This window comes from Kitasatospora sp. NPDC053308, from assembly GCF_055585785.1.
Genome location: NZ_JBVJJY010000002.1, coordinates 78,276 through 99,742, shown reverse-complemented (window position 1 = coordinate 99,742; position 21,467 = coordinate 78,276). Strand labels below are relative to the sequence as shown.

General features: G+C 73.7%; 16 protein-coding genes and 2 pseudogenes. 5 read left to right on the top strand and 13 right to left on the bottom strand.

Translation table 11 applies throughout. The features are described 5' to 3' along the window. Positions 1 to 28: 28 nt before the first annotated feature. From ACZ6Y7_RS05750 to ACZ6Y7_RS05735, 4 genes are all read right to left on the bottom strand, one after another. On the bottom strand, positions 29 to 2,791 hold the full coding sequence (locus tag ACZ6Y7_RS05750) for a molybdopterin-dependent oxidoreductase (RefSeq protein ID WP_465756565.1): 2,763 nt from the start codon (positions 2,789 to 2,791) through the stop codon (positions 29 to 31). Then, positions 2,788 to 3,612: an FAD binding domain-containing protein gene (locus ACZ6Y7_RS05745; RefSeq protein ID WP_465756564.1), complete on the bottom strand. Its 825-nt coding sequence runs from the start codon at positions 3,610 to 3,612 to the stop codon at positions 2,788 to 2,790. The genes ACZ6Y7_RS05750 and ACZ6Y7_RS05745 overlap by 4 nt, the downstream gene beginning before the upstream one ends. A 515-nt stretch (positions 3,613 to 4,127) precedes the next feature. After that, positions 4,128 to 4,679 (bottom strand): NIPSNAP family protein, encoded by a 552-nt coding sequence (locus ACZ6Y7_RS05740; protein WP_465756563.1) that lies wholly within the window; start codon positions 4,677 to 4,679, stop codon positions 4,128 to 4,130. Further along, the gene (locus tag ACZ6Y7_RS05735) at positions 4,676 to 5,146 is read right to left on the bottom strand and encodes a hypothetical protein (RefSeq protein WP_465756562.1); all 471 of its coding nucleotides are present in this window, start codon (positions 5,144 to 5,146) and stop codon (positions 4,676 to 4,678) included. Before ACZ6Y7_RS05735 ends, ACZ6Y7_RS05740 begins: the two co-directional genes overlap by 4 nt. 56 nt (positions 5,147 to 5,202) lie before the next feature. Between ACZ6Y7_RS05735 and ACZ6Y7_RS05730 the strand changes: the two genes are divergently transcribed. Next, positions 5,203 to 6,132 carry a helix-turn-helix transcriptional regulator gene (locus ACZ6Y7_RS05730; RefSeq protein ID WP_465756561.1) on the top strand — a complete coding sequence of 310 codons (930 nt, stop codon included), beginning with the start codon at positions 5,203 to 5,205 and terminating at the stop codon, positions 6,130 to 6,132. 65 nt (positions 6,133 to 6,197) lie between these two features. Here ACZ6Y7_RS05730 and ACZ6Y7_RS05725 read toward each other — a convergent pair whose 3' ends face one another. Next, the gene (locus ACZ6Y7_RS05725) at positions 6,198 to 7,832 is read right to left on the bottom strand and encodes a SpoIIE family protein phosphatase (RefSeq protein ID WP_465756560.1); all 1,635 of its coding nucleotides are present in this window, start codon (positions 7,830 to 7,832) and stop codon (positions 6,198 to 6,200) included. Between the two features lie 316 nt (positions 7,833 to 8,148). On the opposite strand from ACZ6Y7_RS05725, the pseudogene ACZ6Y7_RS05720 reads away from it, so the two are divergent. After that, positions 8,149 to 8,319 (top strand): annotated as a pseudogene (locus tag ACZ6Y7_RS05720) (ATP-binding cassette domain-containing protein); the annotation flags it as partial. Between the two features lie 105 nt (positions 8,320 to 8,424). On the opposite strand, the gene pflA reads toward ACZ6Y7_RS05720, so the two are convergent. The 4 genes from pflA to ACZ6Y7_RS05700 form a co-directional block, all read right to left on the bottom strand. Then, positions 8,425 to 9,249 carry a pyruvate formate-lyase-activating protein gene (gene pflA, locus ACZ6Y7_RS05715; protein ID WP_465756559.1) on the bottom strand — a complete coding sequence of 275 codons (825 nt, stop codon included), beginning with the start codon at positions 9,247 to 9,249 and terminating at the stop codon, positions 8,425 to 8,427. A gap of 71 nt (positions 9,250 to 9,320) precedes the next feature. Next, positions 9,321 to 11,588: a formate C-acetyltransferase gene (gene pflB / locus ACZ6Y7_RS05710; protein WP_465756558.1), complete on the bottom strand. Its 2,268-nt coding sequence runs from the start codon at positions 11,586 to 11,588 to the stop codon at positions 9,321 to 9,323. Between the two features lie 29 nt (positions 11,589 to 11,617). Then, entirely contained in the window at positions 11,618 to 14,275 is a 2,658-nt protein-coding gene (gene adhE / locus ACZ6Y7_RS05705) for a bifunctional acetaldehyde-CoA/alcohol dehydrogenase (RefSeq protein ID WP_465756557.1), read from the bottom strand. 445 nt (positions 14,276 to 14,720) lie between these two features. Beyond that, positions 14,721 to 15,536 (bottom strand): universal stress protein, encoded by an 816-nt coding sequence (locus ACZ6Y7_RS05700; RefSeq protein WP_465756556.1) that lies wholly within the window; start codon positions 15,534 to 15,536, stop codon positions 14,721 to 14,723. Between the two features lie 490 nt (positions 15,537 to 16,026). On the opposite strand from ACZ6Y7_RS05700, the gene ACZ6Y7_RS05695 reads away from it, so the two are divergent. Together ACZ6Y7_RS05695 and ACZ6Y7_RS05690 are read left to right on the top strand one after the other, a co-directional pair. Next, complete coding sequence (locus ACZ6Y7_RS05695) at positions 16,027 to 16,899, top strand: universal stress protein (RefSeq protein ID WP_465756555.1); 873 nt, start codon at positions 16,027 to 16,029, stop codon at positions 16,897 to 16,899. 255 nt (positions 16,900 to 17,154) lie between these two features. Further along, positions 17,155 to 18,211, top strand: a pseudogene (locus ACZ6Y7_RS05690) (sensor histidine kinase); the annotation flags it as partial. A 12-nt stretch (positions 18,212 to 18,223) separates the two neighbouring features. On the opposite strand, the gene ACZ6Y7_RS05685 reads toward ACZ6Y7_RS05690, so the two are convergent. Then, positions 18,224 to 18,586: a pyridoxamine 5'-phosphate oxidase family protein gene (locus ACZ6Y7_RS05685; RefSeq protein WP_465756554.1), complete on the bottom strand. Its 363-nt coding sequence runs from the start codon at positions 18,584 to 18,586 to the stop codon at positions 18,224 to 18,226. A gap of 464 nt (positions 18,587 to 19,050) precedes the next feature. On the opposite strand from ACZ6Y7_RS05685, the gene ACZ6Y7_RS05680 reads away from it, so the two are divergent. Continuing rightward, the gene (locus tag ACZ6Y7_RS05680) at positions 19,051 to 19,737 is read left to right on the top strand and encodes a PadR family transcriptional regulator (RefSeq protein ID WP_465756553.1); all 687 of its coding nucleotides are present in this window, start codon (positions 19,051 to 19,053) and stop codon (positions 19,735 to 19,737) included. A 43-nt stretch (positions 19,738 to 19,780) separates the two neighbouring features. Here the strand turns inward: ACZ6Y7_RS05680 and ACZ6Y7_RS05675 are convergent, their stop codons facing one another. The 3 genes from ACZ6Y7_RS05675 to rpmF all read right to left on the bottom strand — a co-directional run bounded on the left by ACZ6Y7_RS05675 (position 19,781) and on the right by rpmF (position 21,455). Continuing rightward, positions 19,781 to 20,575: an SGNH/GDSL hydrolase family protein gene (locus tag ACZ6Y7_RS05675; RefSeq protein ID WP_465756552.1), complete on the bottom strand. Its 795-nt coding sequence runs from the start codon at positions 20,573 to 20,575 to the stop codon at positions 19,781 to 19,783. Beyond that, positions 20,572 to 20,973 carry a nuclear transport factor 2 family protein gene (locus ACZ6Y7_RS05670; protein WP_465756551.1) on the bottom strand — a complete coding sequence of 134 codons (402 nt, stop codon included), beginning with the start codon at positions 20,971 to 20,973 and terminating at the stop codon, positions 20,572 to 20,574. The genes ACZ6Y7_RS05675 and ACZ6Y7_RS05670 overlap by 4 nt, the downstream gene beginning before the upstream one ends. A gap of 317 nt (positions 20,974 to 21,290) precedes the next feature. Beyond that, the gene (gene rpmF, locus ACZ6Y7_RS05665; RefSeq protein ID WP_465756550.1) at positions 21,291 to 21,455 is read right to left on the bottom strand and encodes a 50S ribosomal protein L32; all 165 of its coding nucleotides are present in this window, start codon (positions 21,453 to 21,455) and stop codon (positions 21,291 to 21,293) included. Positions 21,456 to 21,467 lie beyond the last annotated feature (12 nt).

Here is a 21,467-nt window from a genome sequence, read left to right as displayed (position 1 = left end):
GCGGACGCACGCCCCGCGCCCTCGGCCGTCAGGCTGCGCCGCGGCGGTCGCCGCCGCGGCGCGCGTCGATGGCCTGCCAGACCTTGTCGCGCAGGAACGGCGCCTCGGTGAAGCGGATGCCCGTGGCGTCGCGCAGCGCGTTGGCGAAGGCGGGCGGCACCGGGTTGAACGGGCTCTCGGACATCGACTTGGCGCCCAGCGGTCCGATCGCGTCCGAGGTCTCGGAGAAGTGGACCTCGGTGCGCGGGACGTCCGCGAAGGCGGGCAGTCGGTAGCGGCGGAACGCGGCGGTGGTGACCTCGCCCCGGTCGTCCAGCAGTACCTGCTCGAAGAGCGTGGCGCCGAGGGCCTGGGCGACCCCGCCCTCGACCTGGCCCCGGCACTGCAGGGGGTTCATCACCTTCCCGGCGTCGGCGGCGTGCACGCTGCGCAGGATCCGGATCTCCCCGGTGTCCGGGTCCACGGCGATCCGGAACCACTGCGCGTTGAAGGCCACCGACCGCGGCGAGCCGCCGAAGTGGCCGTCGGCCGTGAGCGCGACACCCTGGCCGCGCGCGGCCTCGAAGACCTCCTTGAGCGCCACCGGCCGGCCGTCGCAGTCCACCGAGTCGGCGGTGAGCCGCAGCAGGCTGCGCGGGGTGCGGGCGTACTCGGCGGTGAAGGAGAGGATCCGCTCGGCGAGCGCGTTGGCGGCCTTCATCACCGCCTTGCCGGCGACGACGGTGCCGGCCGAACCGAAGGCCCCGGTGTCGTGGCGGACGAGGTCGGTGTCGGACTGCCGGACGGCGATCCGGTCGACGGTGGTGCCCAGCGCCCCGGCAGTGATCTGCTGGTGGACGGTGGTCGTGCCGTTGCCGAACTCCGCGGTGCCCACCGCGATGTCGTACGTCCCGTCCTCCAGCAGCGTCACCGTGGCGTCGGCGATGTGCCCGCCGGGCGGCCCGCAGGCGATCGCCGACAGGGCGAAGCCCTGGCCCACCAGCCAGCCCTCGGGGGCGCGTTCGGTGCTGGTGTCGTCGGCGACGGCGTTCCGCACGACGGTGAGGCACTGGTCGAGGCCGTAGGAGGCGATGTGGAGGTCCTCCTCCTCGCCGAGCGGGCCCTCCATGGGCTCACCGGGGCCGATGACGTTCCTCTCGCGCAGCACCAGCGGGTCGATCTCCAGCCTCCGGGCGAGTTCGTCCATGGCCTGCTCGACGGCGAAGGTGACCTGGCCCAGCCCGTAGCCGCGGAAGGCGCCGGCGGGCACGGAGTTGGTATAGACGGAGTAGGCGTCGACCTTCTTGTGCGGCGCCCGGTAGATCCCCATCGACTCGCCGATGCTGTGGAACATCACCGCCGGACCGTGGTTGCCGTACGCGCCGGTGTTCGCGACGACCCGGAACTGCAGGGCCGTCAGGGTGCCGTCCCTCCTGGCGCCCAGCTTCACGCCGATCGTGAACGGATGGCGGGTGGTGGCGCCGTAGAACTGCTCGGCGCGCGTGAACTCCAGCTTCACCGGTCGGCGCAGCCGCAGCGCCGCGAGCACCGCGACGTCCTCGGTGAGCATCTCCTGCTTGCCGCCGAAGCCGCCGCCGACCCGCCCCGCGACGACCCGGACCCGCTCCATCGGCAGGTCGTACAGGTCGCAGAGCGCGCGTCGCGTCAGGAACGGCACCTGTGTGGAGGAGCGGACCACGATCCGCTCCTCGCCGCTCTCCTCGTTCTCCTCGAAGGACACGACGCAGCCGTGGGTCTCCAGGCTGGCGTGCTGCACCCGCTGGGTGCGGAAGGTCTCCTCGTACACCACGTCGGCGTCGGCGAAGCCCGCCTCGACGTCGCCCAGCTCGCCGTGGGCCTCACCGCACACGTTGCTCTCCGGCCGGGCGATCCGCGACTGCGGCCCCTTGGGGTGGATCACCGGCGCGCCGGGCGCCATCGCCTCCTCCGGGTCGAGGACGTACGGGAGTCGTTCGTAGGCGACGACGATCCTGCGGCAGCCTTCCTCGGCCGCCGCCTCGCTCTCGGCGACCACGGCGGCGACCCGCTGGCCGACGAAGCGGACCACGTCGTCCAGCACCCGGGTGTCGTCCGGGTCCTCGGTGGAGTGCTCGTGCCGGGCCGAGGAGTAGAGCTTGTCGGGCGCGTCCTCGTGGGTGAACACCGCGACCACGCCCGGGACGCGCAGCGCCGCGGAGGTGTCGAGGGAGACGATCCGGGCGTGCGGGTGCGGGGAGCGCAGCAGCTTCATGTGCAGCAGGCCCTCGACCTCGATGTCGAAGGTGTAGCGCGCGGTGCCGGTCACCACCGCCGGACCGGCGGGTGCGCCGAGGCTGCGGCCGACCGCCTGCCCGGCGCAGGGCCGTTCGGTGTGCCGTACCCCCCGGACGGCGTCCTCGATCGCCCGGTAGCCGGTGCAGCGGCACAGGTTGCCCTTCAACGCCCGCGGCAGATCGGCGAGTTTGTCGTCGTCGAAGGCGGCGGCGGAGGTGGTCATCAGCATGCCGGCCGTGCAGAAGCCGCACTGGAACCCCTGGGCGTCCAGGAACCGCTGCTGCATCGGGTGGAGTTCGCCGCCCTTGGCGAGCCCCTCGACGGTGGTGACCGAGCGGCCCTCGGCGCGCAGCGCCGGATAGAGGCAGCTGTGGACGGGCTCCCCGTCGACCTGGACGGTGCAGGCGCCGCAGTCGCCGGCGTCGCAGCCCTTCTTCACACCGAACCAGCCGCGCTCGCGCAGGTAGGTGCGCAGGCACTGGCCGGCGCGCGGCTCGTCATCGAAGTCCTCGCCGTTGACCTGAACGGTGAAGCTCATCGTCCCTCCTCCTCGACCAGCTCCCGCCGGATCTCCTCGGCGAAGCGGAACGTCATGTGCCGCCGCCAGGCGGGCAGTCCGTGGATGTCGTCGACGTACTCCTCGGGCCGTACGCCGTACTCGACGGCCTCGCGGACCGCCTCCGCGGTGGGCGGCACCGCGAAGCGCAGCCGGACGGGCCGTACGGTCGACGCGGTGACGGTCAGGGCGAGTTCGCCGTCGACGGGGTCGCGGGCACCGATCAGCAGCGCGCCGGAGCGGCCGAGCCCGTACAGGGAGGCCTGCCGGAAGGCGGTGCGGCTCTCCAGCGCCCGGGCGGGGAGGGTGACGGAGCGGAGCAGCTCACCGGGCCTCAGGTCCTTGACGCCGGCGCCGATGACGAAGTCCTGGACCGGCACCCGGCGCACCTCCCCGGTCTGGGACAGCAGGGTGCACGCGCCGCCCAGGGCGGCGGTCAGTGAGATCATCGGCCCGGCCGGCAGCCCGTTGCACAGGTTGCCGCCGACGGTGGCCGTGTGCCAGATCTTCCACGAGGCGAGGAACGCCCGGCAGCACTGCTCGAACAGCGGCGCCGCCGGCCAGTCCGCGCGTCGGGCGAAGCGGGACAGCTCGGCGATCGTGCAGGTCGCGGCGATCTCCAGGCCCCCGGCCGGGGTCATCCGGACCGGCTCCCAGCCCATCCGGCTCAGATCGATCAGACGGCGGATGTGCGGCTGCGGCTCGGAGAACAGGTACGTGCCCCCGGCCAGCCAGGCGTCCCCGGGCCGCCATGTGCCGCGACTGCGCGCGTCGCGCCACTCCACCACCGTGTTCAGGTCCACGTGCCACCACCGTCCTCGACAGATCGACTGATCGACACGGCGATTGAAACAACGCCCGACCAGCCGGAACGAGTGGGTCGGCACACCATCCCCCGAGGCCCGGATCGGGTGATCGACCAGCGCATGGACATGTCGCATCTGCGAGGGCAGAATCGGCGGACGACCGGCATCCGCCAGCCGGGGCCGTCCAGGCGGCTCGCACGGGGGCACGGCGCGGGGGCGGACGGCAACACCGGCGGTAGGTGAGGTCTCGGGCAACACCGTCACGGCCCGCCGAGACGCGAGGACAGCGGCAAACCGTCGCCGGGCGGGACGGACGCCTGTCCGTCCCGCCCGGCTGGGGTCTCGGCTTCACGGGCTGAGGCTCCCGGCCGCGCGGCCGAGGCCCCGGCCACGTGGTCCCGCGTCCAGGGGTCGCTCCCCCTCGGCGTGGGACCGGAATCCGGCTGCCGGCCCCAGCCGGGGGTGACGTGAACGGCGGCCCGACGCCCCGGTCGCCGCGTCGGACGGGCCCGTCAGGTGAGTGCGACCGGTTCCAGCCGCAGCCGCCGGGTCGGCCAGGGAGGTGGCTCGGCCGCGCCGAACCAGACCCGGACGTCCTCCCCCGTGCGCACGGGCAGGCGGGGAAAGTCGTTCTCGGCGTGCTCGGTGCGGTGCAGCGCGTGCCCCGGGCCCAGGTGCCGGGCGGCGTACGCGTCGAAGGCGGCCGTGTCGGCGGGGTGGCAGACGGTCGCGAGCACTTCGCGGGCGCCGGGCCGAGGTGTGAAGCCCGGGCCGCGCAGCAGCAGGACGTCGTCGCTGTCGATCATGGTGGCGTTGGCCGCCTCGCGGTGTTCCCGCCAGACCGGGCCGGTGTAGAAGGCCTCCAGCGCGCGCCGGCGGTGCGCCATGTCGGGGAACGCGCGCAGCCAGACGAAGCGGTCCGGGTCGTCCAGGTCGCGGAACCGGCCGCCGAGGGTGATGCCGACCGCCTGCTGACCGGTCACGAACTCGCGCTCGAACAGCTCGATCAGCGTCTCCCGGGCTCCGGGACGCAGGGTGTACTGGCGGAGTTCGACGATGGTCATGCGGCGGCCCGGCCGGTGCGAGTGAGGTCCATGATCCAGTTGAGCTCCCACGTGCGTCCTCCGTCTGCGGAGAACTCCTGCTCCCAGCGGGCGGTGTCCGGGCCGAGCCGGTGCCAGGTGAAGTGCACGCGGATCGGGCGGCCGGCGTAGGTGTCCTCGCCGTGGAAGTCGCCGCGGTCACCGGTGAAGCCGCCGACCACCGGCGGATCCAGCCGGCCGGTCCGGCTGTCGGCCCAGTGGATCGACCACTGCCTCGTCTCCCGGTCGAACAGCCGCAGGGTCACGCCCTGCCGTCCGAGGGTCGGAAAGGCGATCTCGTCGATGTTGCCGGCCCCGCCGAACAGCGGCCGGACCTCGGCGCGGCCGGGGAACTCCTCCCAGGTGCCGGTGGCCGCGCCGCTCAGCGGTGCCGCGAGGCGGCGGTTGGCCACGTCCCAGGAGCCGTGCAGGAAGTCGAAGTCGTCCATGCGCCGCAGGTTAGGGCCGGTCCGCTGACATCCCCTGTCAGTGGATACTGAGCGGTATGCGCGCGAGTCGGCTGGTCACCCTGCTTCTGCTGCTCCAGAACCGCGGGCGGATGACCGCCCGGGAGCTGGCCGAGGAGCTGGAGGTCTCCGTCCGGACGGTCTACCGGGACGTCGAGGCCCTGGCCGGCGCCGGGATCCCGCTGTACGGCGAGGCCGGGCACGCGGGCGGCTACCGCCTGGTCGACGGCTACCGGACCCGGCTCACCGGACTGACCGCGCACGAGGCGCAGGCCGCGTTCCTCGCCGCACTCCCCGGCCCTGCCGCGGAGCTCGGCCTCGGCGAGGCACTCGCCACCGCCCGGCTCAAGCTGCGGGCCGCCCTACCGGCCGAACTGCGCGAGCACGCCGAGCGGATCCAGGAACGCTTCCTGCTCGACGCCCCGGGCTGGTACGGCGACACCGACCGCACTCCGCACCTGGTCGCGGTCGCCGCCGCGGTGTGGGAGCGGCACGCGGTGGTCCTCAGGTACCGGCGCTGGCGGGCGCCGGAGGAGATCGAGCGCCGGGTGGAGCCGTACGGGCTCGTGCTCAAGGCCGGCCGCTGGTACCTGGTCGCCGGCGGGCCGTCCGGGATCCGCACCTACCGGGTCGACCAGATCCTCGAACTCCGGCCGCTGGACGAGGAGTTCTCCGCGCCGGACGGGTTCGACCTGGCCGGGCACTGGAACGGCTACCTGGCCGGCTTCCGGGCGCGGCTGCACACCGGGGAAGCCGTGGTACGGCTCACTCCGGAGGGCGCCCGCCGCCTCGGGGTGACACCCGTGGGCGACGGATGGACGGAGGCCCGGGTGCCGATCGAGTCGATCGACCACGCCCATGGAGAGTTCCTGCGGCTGGGTGCCGACGTCCTGGTCATGGCTCCGGCGGAACTCCGCGACCGCATCGCCGAAACGGTACGGACGCTGTCCGCCCGCTACGAGGAGTGACGGGAGATCCCCCCCGGCCGGGGCACCGGCGACCTGCGGGCGATCAGTAGGCGACCCGCAGGCGATCAGCGGGCGATGTGCAGGGCGCAGATGTCGTCGCGGCGCGCCCGCGGCCCGACGAGTGTCCCCACGAGCGCGTCCAGGGAGCGGGGATCGCCGACGTGGACCGTGGCAGCGCGCGCCAGCCGGGCCATCCCCTCGTCGAGGGGCACGCCCGGAGCCTCGACCAGCCCGTCCGTGTAGAGGAACAGGTGGTCCCCGGGCAGGAGATCGAGAGTGGCCGCCTCGTAGTGCGCCTGGGTGGAGGCTCCCAGGAGCGTGCCCTCGGGAGCGGGCAGGAAGCGCGCCCGGCCTTTACGCACCAGCAGCGGCGGCAGGTGGCCGGCCTGGACCCAGGTCAGCCGGGAGGCGGCCGGGTCGTAGCAGGCCATGATCATGGTCGCGGTCTCGAAGTCCTGGTCCGGTGCGTGCAGCAGCAGGGTGTTGAGGCGGCCCAGGATCGCGGGAAGCGGCGTGCCGGTGATGGCCATGCCCTTGCCGGTGAAGCGCAGCAGCGCCATGGTGGCCACGGCGTCGAGCCCGTGGCCGGCGACGTCGCCGACGACGAACAGCGCTTCACCGTCGGGGAGTTCGATGGCGCTGTACCAGTCGCCGCCGAGGTTGAGGCCTTCCTGCACGGGCTGGTAGGCGACATCGACGGTCAGGCCCGCGAGCGGGCGGGTCTGGCGGGACACCGGGAGGAGGGTGTCCTGGAGACGGGCGGCCAGCCTGCGTTCGGCGGCCAGCCGGCTCTGCTGGGCGAGCGCCTCCTGCTGGTGGAGGAGGAGCTGCTGTTCCGCGTGCTTGGCCGCGGTGAGGTTCTGGAAGAATCCGTGGACCTCCACCGGGTCGGCGTGGGCGTCGAGTTCGGCCTCCGCGACGATCCGCACGTGCCGCAGTTCTCCGCCCGGCGTGGTGATCCGGAAGGTGTGGTCGACGGGCTGCCCCTCGCCCAGCAGCCGGTGGACGGCCTCGCCGAGGGCCGGAAGGTCCTCGGCCGGGACGTGGGCGGGCAGTTCCTCCAGGGTCATCGGGCCCCGCGCCGGATCGCGGTCGAAGATCGTGTAGACCTCGTCGGACCAGGTGATCACGTTGCGGACCAGGTCCCAGTCCGCCCAGCCCATCCCCGCCAGCCGCTGCATGACCGCCAGGCGGCGCTTCTCGCGCTCGCCCGTGTCCAGCCGGGTCCAGGAGACGATCAGCCCGCCCTGGGCCGGCACCGCCCGCACCCCGTAGCGCGAGCGGTGCGGGATGCCGGCCGCGACCTCCTCGTACTCCAGCTCGCCCTCGTAGCTCTCACCGGTCTCCAGGGCCTTGAGATAGCCCCGCCACAGCTCGCTGCCCGCCGCCCCGGGGTACGTCTGCAGCACCCTGAGCCCGATCAGCTCCTGCCCCCGCCGGCCCCCGATGTCCACCGCCCCGGGCGAAGCCGCCGCGAAGCGCAGATCCGTGACCTCGCCGCCGGGGCCGAGGACCGGCTGGAGGAAGGTCACCGAACCCGGCACACCGGCCAGGACCTCCTGGACCACGGACACCGCCGGGTCGGCGACCGCGGTCAGCGCGGTCGGCTGCCGGCGGGCCAGGTACCGGCGCGACGAGAACACACCCCTGTCGCTCGGTTCCCCGGGCCGGGTGACCTCGTGCTCGGCATCGACGTCCATGGGACGAGCATGACACGCCGAGCCGTGCCTGCCCCCATCGGGTGACGGGCCCGTTCCCAGATCGTTCAGCAGCGGGGCGGGTCGTTCGAACAGCCGGGAGGCCGTCGTAGCCGACGGGTCATGGGCCCCCGGCGGCCCGGACGACGGGCGGGGAGGGGACCGACGGCCGTGCCGACGGGGACCATCGGCGCCTGCCGCGCGTGCGGACGGGCAGGGCACCGTCATCGCGTGCGGCTGTGCCGGCGGAGCGGGTACGAGGTGAGCGCGGTCTCCGCGCCCGCGTGGGAGGTACCGGACGGACCACGATGGGCCGGCGATCGAGCTGGCAGCCCTGCCCAAGCACGACGGTCCCAAGGTCGGCGTCGATGAACTCGACCTCATCGTCCGGCGGGGCGAGGTCGTCGGCTTCCTCGGGCCCGACGGCGCCGGGAAGACCACCGCCATCCGTTGCCTGGTGGGGCTGCTGCGGCCCAGCGGCGGGCGGATCACGACCGTGGGGTCGCGGCCGGCCGGATGCGCCGGAGGGCTCACGGGAACCGGCCGGCGTACTCGGCGGCGGTGTCCCCGCACCGCGCGGCGGCGGCCGGCCCGGTCACACGGCGTGCAGGCCGCGGGCGGCGAACGCGGCGCGAGCGGTGGCGGTCTGCTCAGGGGTGGGCGCGGGGGTCTCGCCGAGGGGGAACACCAGGCCGAGCGCTTGCCACTTCGCGGCGCCGAGCTTGTGGAAGGGCAGGACGTCGACGCGGGTGACGTTGCCGAGCGAGGCGGCGAACGCGGCGATGCCCTCGACGTTCTCGGCGTGGTCGGTGAGGCCGGGGACGAGGACGAAGCGCACCCAGACCTCCTTGCGGAGGTCGGCGAGCCGACGGGCGAAACCCAGGGTGGGAGCGAGTTCCCGGCCGGTGAGGTGGCGGTAGAGCCGACGGTCCCAGGACTTGATGTCGAGCAGGACGAGGTCTACGTCGGCGAGCATGCCGTCGGTGGCGCGGGTGCCCAGGTAGCCGGACGTGTCGAGGGCGGTGTGCAGGCCGAGTTCGTGCTTGAAGCGGTGGAACAGCTCCCCCGCGAACACGGGTTGGAGCAGCGGTTCGCCGCCGCTGAGGGTGGCGCCGCCCCCGCAGGTGCGGATGAACTCGGCGCACTGGGCGGCTTCGCCGACGATCTCGTCGGCCGAGGCGCGCCGGGCGTCTCGCGTCCGCCAGGTGTCGGGGTTGTGGCAGTACCGGCAGCGCAGCGGGCAGCCGGCCAGGAAGGTGACGAACCGGGTGCCCGGGCCGTCGACGCCGGAGGACAGGTCCCAGGAGTGCACCATGCCGCTCACCGGCCGCCGGGTGGCGGCTGCGGCCGGGGTGGCGGCTGCGGCGGGGGTGGCGGCGAGGAGGTCCCCTGCGCCTGGGGTCGGGGGTGGGTGGGCCATGTCGGGTCTCCGTCGGGAAGAGCGGGTGCCGGCGCCTGTGGTCGGGGCGCCGGCACCGCGTCCGCTGAGGGCTAGAGGGAGCCGTGGAACGTGCGGTTGACCACGTCGAGCTGCTGCTCGCGGGTGAGCCGGACGAAGTTGACCGCGTAGCCGCTGACGCGGATGGTCAACTGGGGGTACTGCTCCGGGTGTTCCATGGCGTCGAGCAGGGTGTCGCGCTGGAGCACGTTGACGTTCATGTGGAAGCCGTGGCCGGCGACGTAGCCGTCCAGGATGCCGGCCAGGTTGGCGGTGCGTTCCCGGTCGGTGCGGCCCAGTGCGTCGGGCGTGACGGTGCTCGTGAGGGAGATGCCGTCCTCGGCCTGCGCGTAGGGGAGTTTGGCCACCGAGAGGGCACTGGCGAGGTAGCCGTGGCGGTCGCGTCCGTTCATGGGGTTCGCGCCGGGGGAGAACGGCTCCCCCGCCCGGCGCCCGTCCGGGGTGGTTCCGGTCTTCTTGCCGTAGACGACGTTGGAGGTGATGGTCAGCACGGACTGGGTGTGCTCGGCGCCGCGGTAGGCCGGGTGCTTGCGCACCTTGCGCATGAACTCCTCGACCAGCCACACCGCGAGGTCGTCCGCCCGGTCGTCGTTGTTGCCGTACGCCGGGTACTCGCCCTCGACGACGTAGTCGACGACGAGGCCGCTCGCGTCGCGGACGGGCTTCACCGCGGCGTACTTGATGGCCGAGAGCGAGTCCGCCGCGACCGCGAGGCCGGCGACGCCGCAGGCCATGGTGCGCCGGACCTCGCGGTCGTGCAGGGCCATCTCCAGGCGCTCGTAGGCGTACTTGTCGTGCATGTAGTGGATGACGTTCAGCGCGTGGACGTAGGTGGCCGCCAGCCAGTCCATCTGCCGGTCGAGGCGGTCCAACACCTCGTCGTAGTCCAGGACCTCGCCGGTGACCGGTCCCGTCTCGGGGCCGACCTGGGCACCGGAGACCTCGTCCCGGCCACCGTTGATGGCGTAGAGCAGGGTCTTGGCGAGGTTGACCCGCGCTCCGAAGAACTGCATCTGCTTGCCGACGGCCATGGCGGAGACGCAGCAGGCGATCGCGGTGTCGTCGCCGAACCGGGGCCGCATCAGCTCGTCGGACTCGTACTGGATGCTGGAGGTGTCGATGGACACCTTGGCGCAGAACTCCTTGAAGCCGGCCGGGAGTCGGGGTGACCAGAACACGGTCATGTTCGGCTCGGGGGCGGGACCGAGGTTGTAGAGCGTCTGCAGGTAGCGGAAGGAGGTGCGGGTGACCAGCGGCCGGCCGTCCTCGCCGATGCCGCCGATGGACTCGGTGACCCAGGTGGGGTCGCCGGAGAAGAGCTCGTCGTACTCGGGGGTGCGCAGGAAGCGCACGATCCGCAGCTTGATGACGAAGTCGTCGACCAGTTCCTGGGCGCCCTCCTCGGTCAGCACGCCGCGGTCGAGGTCGCGCTGGAGGTAGATGTCGAGGAAGGTGGAGGTACGGCCGAGTGACATGGCGGCGCCGTTCTGCTCCTTGACGGCCGCGAGGTAGGCGAAGTACAGCCACTGGATCGCCTGACGGCCGTCGGCGGCGGGGCCGGAGATGTCGTGGCCGTAGCCCGCGGCCATCCGCTTGAGTTCGCCCAGCGCGCGGATCTGTTCGGCCAGTTCCTCGCGCAGGCGGATGGTCTCCTCCAGTCGGGCGCCGTCGGGGGACATCGCGTCCAGCTCGGCCTTCTCGGCGTGCTTGGCCTGGACGAGCCGGTCGACGCCGTAGAGGGCGACCCGCCGGTAGTCGCCGATGATCCGGCCGCGGCCGTAGGCGTCCGGGAGCCCGGTGATGATGCCCGCCTTGCGCGCGGCGAGGATCTCGGGGGTGTAGGCGTCGAAGACGCCGGCGTTGTGGGTCTTGCGGTACTCGGTGAAGGTCTTCTCCAGCTCGGGCGACACCGGGTAGCCGTAGGTCCTCAGGGCGCCGGCCACCATCCGCCAGCCGCCGTAGGGCATGATCGCGCGCTTGAGCGGTGCGTCGGTCTGCAGGCCGACGATGAGCTCCCGCTCGCGGTCGACGTAGCCGGGGGCGTGCGCGGTGATGGTGGAGGGGACGTCGTACGCGACGTCGTACACGCCCTTGGCGCGTTCCTCGGGGAAGCGGTCGGTGATCCGCTTCCACACCGCCAGGGTGCGTTCGGTCGGGCCCGCCAGGAAGGCGCCGCCGCCCTCGTACGGCGTGTAGTTGTGCTGGATGAAGTCGCGGACGTCGACGGTGTCGCACCACCGCCCGCCCTCGAAGCCGTCCCAGGCGACGGGGCCGGTCCAGGCGCGCTGCTGCGTGGTCATGGTCGGCTGCTTCCTCTCGGGGTCGGTGGTCAGGCCTGGTCGCCGTAGTACGCCTGACGCATGATCTGCCGCATGTCGTCGAGCATCGGCATCCGCGGGTTCGCGGGCGCGCACTGGTCCTCGTAGGCGTTCATCGCCTGCTGCGGCAGGGCCGCCAGGAAGGCCTCCTCGTCCACACCGGCGTCCTTGAACGAGCGCGGGATCCCGACCCGGTCACGCAGCTCCTCCACGGCCAGGGCGAGCGACTCGACGCCCTGGTCGGGCGTGCCGGCCGGCAGGCCGAGCATCCGGGCGATGGCCTGGTACCGCTCGGGGGCGACGTAGCTGCGGTACTTGGGCCAGCTGGTCACCTTGGTCGGCGCGGCGCCGTTGTAGCGGATGACGTGCGGCAGCAGCAGGGCGTTGGTCCGGCCGTGGGCCACGTGGAAGGTGGCGCCCAGCGTGTGCGCCATGGCGTGCACCGCGCCGAGGAAGGCCGAGCCGAAGGCCATGCCGGCGATGGTGCCGGCGTTGTGCATCTTCTCCCGGGCGAGCGGGCTGCGCGGCCCGTCGGCGACCGCTTCGGCCAGGTGGTCGAAGATCAGCCGGATGCCCTGCAGGGCCAGGCCGTCGGTGAAGTCGTTGGCGTAGACGGACACATAGGTCTCGATGCAGTGGGTGAGGGCGTCGAAGCCGGTGTCGGCGGTGACGTCCTGGGGCAGGTGCGTGGTGAGCGCCGGGTCGACGATGGCGACGCTCGGGGTGAGCGCGTAGTCGGCCAGCGGGTACTTCTGACCGGTGGCCGTGTCGGTGATGACCGCGAACGGGGTGACCTCGCTGCCGGTGCCGGAGGTGGTCGGGATGCACACCAGCTTGGCCAGCTCCCCCAGGTCGGGGAAGGTGAAGGCGCGCTTGCGGATGTCGAAGAACTTCTCCTTGAGGTCGGCGAACTCGACCTCGGGGTGCTCGTACATCAGCCACATGACCTTGGCCGCGTCCATCGGCGAGCCGCCTCCGAGCGCGATGACGGTGTCGGGCCGGAAGGCGCGCATCAGCTCGGCGCCCCTGCGGACGGTGTCGATGCTCGGGTTGGGCTCGACGAAGTCGACGATCCGCACCTCCACCGGCTCGCGGCGCCGGTCCAGCACCGTGCGGATCCGGTCGAGGTGCCCGATCTCCACCATCGTCCGGTCCGTGACCACGACGACCCGGTGGGCGTTCGGCATGCTGGCCAGGTACGTGACGCTGTTGCGCTCGAAGTAGATCTTCGGCGGGACCTTGAACCACTGCATGTTGGTGTTGCGCCGTCCGATCCGCTTGATGTTGACCAGGTTGAGCGCCGAGACGTTGCCGGCCACCGAGTTGTGCCCGTAGCTGCCGCAGCCCAGCGTCAGCGAGGGCAGGAAGGCGTTGTAGACGTCCCCGATGCCGCCCTGGGAGCTGGGGGCGTTCCAGATGATCCGGCAGGCCTTGACGGCGTGCCCGAACCGCTCGACGAACGCCTCGTCCTCGGTGTGCACCGCCGCGGTGTGCCCGAGGCCGTTGAACTCCACCATGGCGGCCGCCAGTTCGACTCCGTCGTCGCGCGAGTCGGCGGTCAGGACCGCCAGCACCGGGCACAGCTTCTCGCGGGTCAGTGGCTCCGACGGCCCCACCCGCGCGGCGTCCACCAGGATCAGCGACGTGTCCGCCGGCACCCGGAATCCCGCCGCCTCGGCGATGTGTGCCGCGGACCGCCCGACCACGGCCGCGTTCAGGCGCTCCCCCGCGCACGAGTCGCCCTCGCCGGTGCCGAACAGGTACCGCTCCAGCAGCGCCTTCTCCTCGGCGCTCGCGTGGTGCGCCTTGAGCCGGCGGAACTCGTCGAGAGCCGCCTCGCGGATCCGCGCGTCCAGGATGACGGCCTGTTCGGACGCGCAGATCATGCCGTTGTCGAAGGTCTTCGAGAGCACGATGTCGTTGACCGCCCGCTTCAGGTCGGCGGTCCCTTCGACGTAGGCCGGCACGTTGCCCGCGCCGACCCCGAGGGCCGGCTTGCCGCAGGAGTAGGCGGCCCGCACCATCGCGTTGCCCCCGGTGGCCAGGATGGTGGCGACGTCCGGGTGGTTCATCAGGCCCCGGGTCGCCGCCATCGACGGCTCCTCGATCCACTGGATGCAGTGCGCGGGCGCACCGGCCGCCACGGCGGCGTCCCGGACGATCCGCGCCGCCTCGGCGGAGCAGCGCTGCGCGGACGGGTGGAAGGCGAAGACGATCGGGTTGCGGGTCTTCAGCGCGAGCAGGCACTTGAAGACGGTGGTCGAGGTGGGATTGGTCACCGGGGTGATGCCGGCGACCACGCCGACCGGCTCGGCGATCTCCACGATCCCGTCGATCTCGTCCCGGCGCACCACGCCGACGGTCTTCGTGCGGGCCATCACGTGGGTGACGTTCTCGCAGGCGAAGACGTTCTTGACGGCCTTGTCCTCGAACAGGCCGCGCCCGGTCTCCGCCACCGCCGACTCCGCGAGCGCGGTGTGCCGGGCGAGCGCCGCCAGGGACGCCTTCTTGACGATGTGGTCGACCTGCTCCTGGGTGTAGTCGGCGTACTCGTGAAGGGCCGTCAACGCCGAGTGCACCAGGGCGTCGACGGCGGCCGGCGCCTCCTGGGGCACGGTGGGGCGGGGAACGCTCACGGCGGTGTCCTCGGTCGGCTCGCGGCGGGGCATGCGGGACCACCTTTCGGGTCGTCGTCCAAGGTCGGGCGCCTACCGGCTACTGCGTGCGCCGACACCGGTAGCCTCCCCCGCGGATCGGGGCGCGGGCCCCGGCCGTTGGGGCCTGCGTGCGGGCCGAAGGTCCTGTCTTCGTCCGCCCCGTCCCGGCACGTCCACGCGCCCGTCCGCTCCCGTTCGCGCCCGTCCGCCGCCGCTCGCGCCCGTTCGCTCTCGTCGCCGCCGCTCGCGCCCGTCCGCGCTCGACACGCGCGAGTGGCCGGAACCGCGCCAGCTCCGGCCACGATCACCCGCCCGGGTTCAGTCGCGTGGGCACCCACGTGCCCGGCTCGCATCCAGCAGCGTGGTACCGGGTCGATGTCCGGCACAGGGGCCGGTCAGCCCCCCGCCGGTACCGAAGGTCCCGGAGCCACCGCCGCATCGCCCGGCCGCTCGGGCGTCACGTCCCGGGCACCAGCGCCACGGGGCAGGCGGCGTGGTGCAGCACCGCGTGCCCCACCGGCCCGAGGCCGCCGAGCGGGGCACCGGCGCGCCGCCCCAGGACCAGCAGCCGTGCCTTGGCCGAGGCCTCGACGAGCACCTGCCCGGTACCGCCCGGCTCGGCGTCCGCGATCACCTGCACGTCCGGGTGGGCGCGCCGCCACGGCGCGACCGCGCGGTCGAGCAGCTCGCATTCGGCGAGCCGGGCCTCCGCGCTGCCCGGCCGACCGGCCGAGGCCCACGCGTGCAGGGCCCGGACCGGCAGCCCGTAGCGGCGTGCGGCGCCGAAGGCGAAGTCGAGCGCCGCCTCCGCCGGCCACCTGGCGTCCACCCCCACGACGACCTGCTCGCGAGGCCCCGACGCCATCCGCTCGGTGGGGAGCACGACGACGGGACAGCCCGCCCGGCCCGCGACGTGAAGCGCCGTCGCCCCCACCCGCAGCCCGGGGAAACCACCGTTCCCCCGCGCGGCGAGTACCAGCAACTCGGCGTCCTCGGCCGCCGCCACCAGCGCCGCCGTGGCGACGTCGTGCACCTCGTCCACGCGCAGGATCAGGCCCGGGTGCCGGACCGCCAGCACGTGCCGAGCATCGACGAGCACACCGGGCCCGTCGGCCCGCGGCCGGGACGCGCTCGGCAGCAGGTGCGGCATGAACGGAAGAGCGTGCAGGAGGCGCAGCGGACACCGCCGCAACCGCGCCTCGTCGGCGGCCAGATCGGCCGCCTCCAGGCTCTCGGGGGAACCGTCGAGTCCAACGGTGACGGGAAGGTCCATGAACGCCATCTCCTCTGGTCGCCGTCGCGGCTGCAGGGCGAGCCGGCCGGCACGGCCCTCATCGTCGCCACCCTCGTCCGGTCGCGTACAGGGCCGACCGGGACACCTCCGTCCGGTGCGACCGGGACCTCGGGCCCGCCCGGGACCAGTGGTCCGCCGACAAGGACCACCCGGCCCCCGAAGGACCCGGTGCGGCGGCGGAACGCCGGAACCGACCAGCCGACCAGCCGACCAGCCGACCTGGGCAGGGAAGCAGGAGGCGCCTGTCCGCCCGCAGATCCGGACGTGGTCACGATCAGCAGTTCGCGGGACATGCGCGAAGGCGCGCACCCGGAAGTCCCGGGTGCGCGCCTTCGCGCGTCCGGGACCTTGGGCCCCGCCCGCGTACCCGGCCGGCCCTGGGCCGAAGCGCCACCGCCGGAGAGGTTGGTCCCGACCCCGGCCGGTGGTGGCCGGGGCGGTCCCGGACGACGGAAGGCAGGGCATCGCCATGAGCGGGTTCGTACTGGCCGGTATCGACGGTTCGGCCGAGAGCACCGCGGCGGCGCGGTGGGCGGCCGACGAAGCGGTACGCCGAGGCCGTGCCCTGCGCCTCGCCCACGCCTGGACCTGGGAGGACGACGTGCACGCCGATCCGGACCAGCCTGCGCGCGTGCGCGCTCTGACCGAGCGGATGCTCGACGACGCCGCGCGGCAGGTGCGCTCGGCCCACCCCGGGCTGGAGGTGCACACCGGCCTCCTGCCCGGCCACGAACCGGCCGCGTCGCTGCTCGCCGCCGCGGCCGAAGCCGAGCTGCTCAGCGTCGGTTCGCTGGGGCTGGGCGGCTTCGAGGGCCTGCTGGTCGGATCGGTCGGTCTGAACGTCGCGGCGCGGTGCGGGGTGCCCGTCGTCCTGGTCCGCGCCGCACCGCCGCAGGAGGCCGGCGCCGACGGGAGCGCCGACGTGGTGGTCGGCATCGACATCCGTGACCCGGCGGACGAGGTCCTCGGCTTCGCCTTCCGGGCGGCCGCGGACCGCGGCACCGTCCTTCGCGCCGTTCACGGCTGGACGCCGCCGGCGGTAGGGGGCTACGCGGGCCGGCCGGCACCGCGGATCGAGACCGAGCGGTTCCGCACCATCGAGGCCGAGTTGCTCGACCGGGCGCTCAACCCGTGGCGGGAGAAGTATCCGGACGTGGCGGTGGCCGAGGACAGCCGGATCGGCACCGGCGCCGGCGCCGTGGTGGACGCCTCCCGCAGTGCCGCACTGGTCGTGGTCGGCCGCCACCGGCGCCGCCACCACCTCGGCCTGCGCCTCGGCCCGGTCGCCCACGCGGTGATCCACCACGCCCCGGCGCCGGTCGCCATCGTCCCCCACGACTGACACCCGGCAGGTGCCCGCCGCGGCACCGGCGAACGACGACACGGATGCCGCGTCCACTCCCGGTGGACGCGGCATCCGGCCTGTTCCGACCCGCGCCGCCCTACTGCGCAGGGGTGATCGTTCCGCGGCTGCCGGTCCCGTCGGGCGAGCCGATGGCCGTCAGCCGCGGATCGGCGGCCGGCCGATCATCCGTCAGCTGCCGATCCGCGGCGGGTCGGGGACCTGTGCGCTTCGTGGTGGCCCGTCGGGCACCTCGGCAGCCCGCGCGCCGAGGTGCTGGAGCTGATCGCCCAGCGCGCCCGGGAGATCACGGGAGCACAGCTCGCCGACGTGTCCGTACCGCTCCCCGGGACGGACCGGCTGACGGTCGAACTCGCCCTCGGCGCCGACGCCGCCGCGCGGCTCGGGCTGACCGTTCCGGCCGAGGGCACGCTGTCGGGCACGGCGTACACGAGCGGAGCTCCGGCCACGAGCACCGACCTCCCCGGGGAGCCACGGTTCACCGCCGGCCCACGCCGCTTCGACGGCCTGGGCCCGGCCGTCGCCGTCCCGCTCGGCGCCCCCACCGGTGAGGTCCAGGGCGTCCTGGCGCTGGCGCGGCCCGCCGGAGAGCCCGCCTTCACGGCCGAGGAGATCGGCCCGCTGCTGGGCTTCGCCGACCAGGCGGCGCTCGCCCTGGAGCCGGCCTCGCGCCGCCGAGCAGCTCGCCCTCCTGGAGGACCGCGACCGCATCGCGCGTGACCTGCATGGCCTCGCGATCCAGCGGCTGTTCGCCACCGGGATGACGCTGCAGAGCGCGGCCCGGTTCGTCGAGCATCCGGGCGCGGCGGACCGGGTGATGCGGGCGGTGGGCGATCCGGACGAGACCATCAAGATCATCAGGTCGACGATCTTCGGCCTGCGCGCCCGCGAGCGGGACGGCACCCACAGCCTGCGCGCCCAGGTCGCCCTGGCCGTCGGCGAGGCCCAGGAGGCCCTCGGCTTCGCGCCGCGGCCCAGCATGGAGGTGCTGCTCGACACCGACGTGCCGGCCGAGCCGGCCGAGCACGTGATGGCCGTGCTCCGGGAGTCGCTGAGCAACGCCGCCCGGCACTCGCACGCCGACCGGGTGGAGGTCGTCCTCCGGGCCACCGGAACGGACGTCGTCCTCACCGTGACGGACACCGGTGCCGGGATCCCCGCCGACGGGCGGCGCAGCGGACTGCGCAACCTCGCCGAGCGGGCCGGGAAGGCGGGCGGCACGTTCGAACCGCAGACACCGGCGGACGGCGGGGCCCGATTGGTGTGGCAGGCTCCGCTGGCCGGGGCGTAGAGCGCCGTCGGATCACCGCTCCTCGGCTGCCGCCGCCGACGCCAGCCGTCGGCCCGTCACCAACTCGGAGCGCAAGCGCACGGTGTCGGCGCCCGGTGTCGCGGTGGCGTGCCCGAGCACGGTGACGCTCCAGCCGCTGCCGTCCGCCTTGCTGACCTCGCTCGACTCGAAGGCCACCACCGCTCCGTCGACCGCCCGCGCGAGTTCCGCCGTGACCGGCGCCCGCAAGAGCAGTGAGCCCTCTCCGTCGAGACGGAAACGGACCGGAAGCACGGCGGGCAGCGCGCCGACCGTGTACACCAGACGTCCCACCTGCCGTCCTGCCAGCAGCGCCAGCCACTGCTGCTCGCCGGCCGCCTCCTGTTCGAGTTCCATGCTCTCGATGCTCGCCTCCCAGGCCCGGGCGGGCGAGGGCCGGACGGCCCCTCGGCATCGACCGGCAGACCCTCGCCCGCGGTCAGTACCCGGCCGGCGCGGTCGAACCCGACGGCCTTCGCACCCGGGTGCCGGCCCTTTGCGGCACCCGGCGCCTCGGACGAGGGCCTCGGCCGCGCCACCGTCGAACCGACCGCGGGCGGATCGGGGCGCCGGCGGACCGCTCCGACCGGCCGCGGGTCGTGCCGCCGGAACAGGACAGCTGGACACCGCGGCTCCGCGGCGGCCGGGGTCGGCAAGGGGTGGGACCCGTCCGTTGCCGACCCCGGTCGCCGGCGCTTCCGGGAGAACCGCCTCCGCGGGGAGGACTCCCGTTCCAGGAGCCCGCCGGGCCCCCGCGGGGCGGGTGCCTCGTCGGTCGATCGCCTCCGCCGCCGGCCCATGGGCCCGGATAGGCTGGCGACATGGCCCTGCGCAACGCGATCATGTCGACCCTCCTGGAGGGCGAGGCGTCCGGTTACGACCTGACGAAGGCGTTCGACGCGTCGGCGGCGAACTTCTGGATGGCCACACCGCAGCAGCTCTACCGGGAGCTGGACCGGATGAAGGCCGAGGGACTGGTCAGCGCCCGGGTCGTCGAGCAGGAACGGCGGCCGAACAAGCGGCTGTTCTCGCTCACCGAGGCGGGCCGCGCCGCGCTGCGGTCGTTCACGGCCTCGCCGCCGCGGCCGTCCGCGATCCGGGACGAGCTGCTCGTCCAGGTGCAGGCCGTGGACGCGGGCGACCCGGACGCCGTGCGCGCGGCGCTGCTCGAACGGCTGGTGTGGGCGCAGGCCAAGGCGGCCCGCTACGAGCGCCTGCGGGCGCGGCTGCTGGACGGGCGCGAGGAGGACGAGTACCTCGCCGCGGCCGAACGGATCGGGCCGTATCTGACGCTGATGCGCGGGCTGGCGTTCGAGCGCGAGAACCAGCGCTGGTGCGAGCAGGCGCTCGCCGTTCTGGACCGGCGGGCCGCTGCTTCCGCCCTCGCTTCGGCACCTGCTCCGACCGCCGCTCCGACCACCGCCGCTCCGACCATCGCTGCTCCGACCATCGCTGCTCCGGCTCCTGCGCGGGACTCGGCGCAGGGGCCGGAGCAGGAGCCGGCCTGACGGCTTCCCGGAGCCTGCGCAGCAGGGCGTCGGCCCGCGCCGCTCAGTGCGCCGGGCGAGGAGCCAGGACGGGCCGCAGGTCCGGGCGCTTCGCGACCCTTCCGTCGCCCGAGGAGCGGCCGCGCAGACGGCGCATCAGCCACGGTCCGAGGAATGTGCCGATCCAGGCGGCCTCCTGGGCGGCTCGTCGGCGGACCCCCGCCGGGGGGAGCGGAGGCAGCGGCTCGGCCCATCCGCGGTCGCTGCCGGGCAGCCCGAGCGCGTGGGCCGCCGCGGCGGCGATCCCCGCGTGGCCGAGCGGGCTGGCGTGCAGCCGGTCCGCGCTCCACATGCGCGGATCGGTGGTCACCGCGTGCGGGAAGAAGTCGACGACCACGACGCCGTGGTGGTCGGCCGTGGCCCGGATGCGCGCGTTGAGGTCCAGCAGCCGGGGCCGCAAACCTCGGGCCGCGGGCGCGATCCGGCCGATGTCGGGAAAGGTGAAGGTGAGCACCCGCGCCCCGGTGGCGGTGAAGGCGGTGAACATCGCCTCCAACTCCGCCACCACCGCGCCCGCGTCGAAGCCCGGCCGCATCAGGTCGTTCATCCCGGCGACCACGCTGACCAGGTCCGGCCGCAGCGCGAGCGCGGGGGCGAGCTGTTCGGCCCGCACCTGCCCGGCGAGTCGGCCGCGCACGGCGAGGTTGGCGTAGAGCAGGCCGGGTTCGTGCCCGGCGATCGTCTCGGCCAATCGGTCCGCCCAGCCGCGCCACCCGGCGGCCTCGTCGCCGTCGCCCAGGCCCTCGGTCTGGCTGTCGCCGACCGCGACGTAACGGCGGAAGCCCGTCGTCGCGCTCACGCCGTGGACCCGCCGAGCGCTTCGGCGGTGATCCGCTCGAACTGCGCGCCCATCGCGGCGGCGAGGGCCTGGGCGCCCGAGAGCGGGCGGACCATCACCGTCAACTCGTCGATCAGGCCGTCCTCGTCGAGGTGGAGGAAGTCGCAGCCGTGCACCTCGCGGCCGTCGACGGTGGCCTTGAAGACGAACGCGTGGTCGCGGCCGCCGGCGTCGTTGATCTCGCGGACGTAGCGGAAGTCCTCGAAGACCCGTCCGGCACCGCGCAGGATCGCGGCGGTCATGGCCTTGCCCGGGTAGGGCTTGAAGACGACCGGACTGGTGAAGACGACGTCCTCGGCCAGGAGGGCCTCGATGGCGTCGTGGTCGCCGGCCTCGACGGCTGCGCGGAAAGGGTGCACGGCGGGCTCCATAGTCAACAAATTGAATAGCTTGCCTGCGCGTGAGCCTAGTCGCGCGAGCCGGGCGCTGTCGAGGACGTACCGGACCCCGGCAGGCCCGAAGGCGCCACCTCCCGGGGACGGGTGGCAGCCGGGAAACGGCGTTTCCGAGGCCAGGGGTTCCCCGGGGGCCGCTACGCGCGGATGCGGACCGCCCAACGGGCCGCCCGGCACCGGCACCTGCCGGCGGCCGACCTCCCGCAGGACGTGCGCTGAGACGGCGGAAGGGGTCGCAGCCCCCCACGGGCTGCGACCCCTTCCGCCGTGCCGTCCGCTGCCTACGGCACGAGCAGGCCCCGCTCGTAGGCCTTCACCAGGTTGCGCGGCACGAGGTGCTCCCGGCCTTCGACGGTGATCGGCACGAGCTGCGGGGCAGCGGCCTTCCACTGCGAACGGCGGTGGCGCGTGTTGCTCCGGGACATCTTGCGCTTCGGAACGGCCATGTCGGCTCTCCT